7 protein-coding genes are annotated in these 3,408 nt (G+C 54.0%); 4 read left to right on the forward strand and 3 right to left on the reverse strand.

What is annotated here, in order from left to right; all coding sequences use genetic code 11:
* Positions 1–305 (reverse strand): hypothetical protein (locus tag ACLP2E_RS01120; protein ID WP_442464914.1); only part of this gene is annotated, 305 nt, incomplete at its 3' end.
* A 613-nt stretch (positions 306–918) separates the two neighbouring features.
* On the opposite strand from ACLP2E_RS01120, the gene ACLP2E_RS01125 reads away from it, so the two are divergent.
* Positions 919–1,371: a YybH family protein gene (locus ACLP2E_RS01125; RefSeq protein WP_442464915.1), complete on the forward strand. Its 453-nt coding sequence runs from the start codon at positions 919–921 to the stop codon at positions 1,369–1,371.
* Between the two features lie 145 nt (positions 1,372–1,516).
* Here ACLP2E_RS01125 and ACLP2E_RS01130 read toward each other — a convergent pair whose 3' ends face one another.
* Positions 1,517–1,777, reverse strand: a complete 261-nt coding sequence (locus ACLP2E_RS01130; protein WP_442464916.1) for a DUF2312 domain-containing protein — start codon at positions 1,775–1,777, stop codon at positions 1,517–1,519.
* A gap of 275 nt (positions 1,778–2,052) precedes the next feature.
* Between ACLP2E_RS01130 and ACLP2E_RS01135 the strand changes: the two genes are divergently transcribed.
* Positions 2,053–2,535, forward strand: coding sequence for a GNAT family N-acetyltransferase (locus ACLP2E_RS01135; protein ID WP_442464917.1), 483 nt, complete (start codon positions 2,053–2,055; stop codon positions 2,533–2,535).
* A 49-nt stretch (positions 2,536–2,584) separates the two neighbouring features.
* On the opposite strand, the gene ACLP2E_RS01140 is transcribed toward ACLP2E_RS01135, so the two are convergent.
* Entirely contained in the window at positions 2,585–2,701 is a 117-nt protein-coding gene (locus ACLP2E_RS01140; protein WP_442464918.1) for a hypothetical protein, read from the reverse strand.
* Between ACLP2E_RS01140 and ACLP2E_RS01145 the strand changes: the two genes are divergently transcribed.
* Both ACLP2E_RS01145 and ACLP2E_RS01150 read left to right on the forward strand, forming a co-directional pair.
* Entirely contained in the window at positions 2,691–2,918 is a 228-nt protein-coding gene (locus ACLP2E_RS01145) for a hypothetical protein (protein ID WP_442464920.1), read from the forward strand. The genes ACLP2E_RS01140 and ACLP2E_RS01145 overlap by 11 nt on opposite strands.
* A 273-nt stretch (positions 2,919–3,191) precedes the next feature.
* Positions 3,192–3,408 (forward strand): nuclear transport factor 2 family protein (locus tag ACLP2E_RS01150; protein ID WP_442464919.1); only part of this gene is annotated, 217 nt, incomplete at its 3' end.

Here is a 3,408-nt window from a genome sequence, read left to right on the forward strand (position 1 = left end):
ATTTTCACGCCTATCCCGCGCAGATAATCGTGGAAATCTTTATCCACCTTGAACGCCAATAGAAATCGCCCACCGTGAGACAAGCAATCACAACCTCTCGCGGCCAACTCCGCCTTGATGCGCGCGGCGATCCGATCCCGGACGGCTTTGTGCTGCTGGCAGACGTCTGCGAAGTCCTTCCAGTCGAGGACGTTTTGCTTCTTATCGATTTCGTCGCGGATATTGAGTAATGGTAAGCCGCTTTCACGACGTAACGCATTTCTCTTTGTCGCGGCGGTGAAGAGGTCAGCTTTGGACTGTTTCATCGAAGACCGTTTCGGAGAACACTTCAGGGAGAAGATATCATGAGCACTCCTCTTTTTTAATAATAGTTTTCTCCGCAAGACCAATCGAACCCGTTTCCCATTATACGCCCTTGTCCGACCTCCGCCTTCGCAATAAGCTCCAAAATGGATTGTTAGGCGTGAAGGTGGTTAATGGGGCATTTTGAAGTTTGCGGAATAAACAAATTTGTAGAGCGTGATATAGATATGCTCGTGGCCGAAGAGTTGCGGGTTAACGCGGCGTTCTGCGATTGGCTAATGAATGAATTTGGCAAATCAGAAGACTTGATATTGCCTGCTTTAGGGACAAACGTTTCTGTTGTAGAGGATGGCAGCGAGGCGTCGTTGCCACGTTTAAGACGAAGTCGAATCTCCTGCACCGGCTGTTTATCGAAAACAAAATAGACGCCGTGCTTATGCCCGAGCAACTTGAACGGTATGTCAGGCGCGCAGAGGTCGCCCATCACTGAAACTTGAAATGGGTCGCGGCTTGCCGAGGCCCTTTTTCTTTGACGGGCATATCGCGAAGCTTATCATTAGGCGTCAACGTGGCGGCCAAGCCACGAAGCGGTGAATGGGCTGTCGGGAGGCAACAATGAAATTGATCCGAATTATTGTCGCGGGATTGATCGCCGCTTTCGCGGCGACATATTTCGCATCGGCCAAGGAAGACATTCGCGGCGCCATGCAGGCGGCCAATACGGAGTTCCTGTCGGCCTATAATAATCTAAAGGGCGATGCCTTCGCCGCAATGTACGCCAAGGACGCGGTGGTCATGCCGCCGGGGTCGCAGCCGATCATGGGCGCTGAGGCGATAGGAAAATTCTGGGCCGACCGGATCAAACCCGGCAACCGCAAGAACCACACATACGAAATTCTCTCGGTCCAGCGCGACGGAAAGCTCGCCTACCAGACCAACCGCTATACTCTCGATGTCGTGGACGCGACGGGCGCCGTCAAGAAAGTTTCGGGGAATGCTGTCCGCGTGTTCGAAAAGGGTCCGAACGGCAAATGGCTGATCAAGGTGCATATTTTCAATGTCGATTGATCGGCGCGAGCTTTTGCCTTGGCCCTGTTTCCGGCTCTGGTTCTCCAAATCTCGGCAAATCGAGTGGCGCCTTTGGCCCCGCTTCATCGTCGTTGGAAGCTTATGTTGTGCCGGTCAAGGACCTTTCCGCCACACAACCATGACACTATGCGGCCTTCGCTGCCGAGGACTCTGAAGATTCCATTGCCCTGAGATAAAGGTCGAGCAAGGTCTCTTGTTCGTCGCGCTCGTCCTTGTCCTGCTTGCGCAAGCGAAGGATTTCCTTCAGCACTTTCACATCGAAACCTTCGCCCTTGGCCTCGGACAACACTTCCTTCTTCCCTTCGTTTAAGGCCTTGATCTCTTCGTCGATGTGCTCGATGCGCTCAATAAAAGAGCGAATGCGATCTCCCGCGATTCCAGTCACCGTGTCTGTCGTGTGTAGCCTCTCGTTGTGAGCGCACGGTATGGCTGCAAAAGTAACCGAGAGGTTAACCGGCAAGCTACAAACACAGGCAAATTATGATGATCGCTGCGTCGGGTTTACGCGGGTGTTCCGCTCGTCTTTTGGCGATCTTCGCAACAGTCGCGCGGCTGCATTCCGTACCGGTTTCTATAGTAGAAATAGGATAGCAGGCAATACTGGCCCTCACGTCGTACGAAGGTGTTCCCGCCGAAAGGGCGATCAACTATGACGACAGAATGCTGATCCGACCCGCGATGAACGCAGACGAGAAGGCGATCTGGTCGATTATCGGGCCGACGATCCGGGCCGGTGAGACCTACGCGTTGCCGCCCGACATGAGCGAGGCCGATGCGCTGGCTTACTGGATGGGGTCAGACCGGGAGACATTCGTGGCCGAGGACGAAGGGCGCATCGTTGGAACCTATTATATCCGCGCCAATCAGGCTGGCGGCGGGGATCACGTCTGCAACTGCGGTTATATGACCGACTTGGGGGCGATTGGACGCGGCGTCGCCCGCACGATGTGCGAGCATTCGATGGCGCACGCGCGATCACATGGATTCCAAAGCATGCAGTTCAACTTCGTGGTCAGCACGAACGACCGCGCCGTGCGCCTATGGCAATCGCTCGGGTTCAAGATTGTCGGACGCCTGCCGCACGCGTTTCGGCATCCCACGCACGGTCTCGTAGACGCGCTGGTGATGTTCCAACCTTTGTAGCCGTCAACGTCGGGCGTTCAAAGTGATGGTGCCCGTCGTTTTCGCGCGGTTAAGCGACAACCTCCTTCACTGTTACGACCGAACGCTTGGCGATCTTCGCGACGGTCGCGCGGCTGCAACCCGTTGCTCCTTGAATTTGCGACCATGAGACGCCCTTGGCCAGCATCGCGGCGATTCCGCTTTTTAATTTTTCCCAGTCGGACGAGGTCAGGCGCGAAAGTCTGTCTACCTGTTCGACCGAAGCAGGTCGCCGAGACAGAAGTCACCGAGAAGCCGGAACAGCTCTGGGCGGACATAACAGCCTTTTTATTGCTCCAGATCAATTTCTTAATCGTCAAAAAAACAACAAAGCATACACAAATGTGGAACGCCCCACGATTTAGGTGGTAAGCAAGCGCGGCTCGCGCCTCTTGAAACGCGTTCTATAGTTATTTTAAGTGGCCTTCGATCTTTCTTCCGATTTTTGACTGACTGTATGCCCAGCGCGATCAAATGCCCAGACTAAGCTTGCAAAAAATGAAATCGCACATAGATTTCTTAATCTATGCTTGACCGAACTCCTTCGTGGCCAAATCCATTTTTGATGAGCAGCCACCCGAGGTTTGGCGTGCGAGTTCGCGCGCAATGGTGCGGCGAGCCGACAGAGGGAGGCGATCATGATGGATAATGTTGAATTCGTGAAATCGCTCTACGACGCGTTCAAACGCGGTGACCTTGAAACGTTCTTCGCTGCATCCGATCCAAATATCAGTTGGTTTTCCAACGCGGACCCGGCGCTCATCCCGTGGGGTGGCGAACGCAAAGGTGTTGCGGCAGTAAAAGAATTTTTCAAAGAACTCGCCGCGCATTTGGAAATCGAGTCGTTCACGCCGC

It is taken from the genome of Rhodoblastus sp., assembly GCF_052145335.1.
In the GTDB taxonomy this organism is placed as follows: Bacteria; Pseudomonadota; Alphaproteobacteria; order Rhizobiales; family Beijerinckiaceae; genus Rhodoblastus.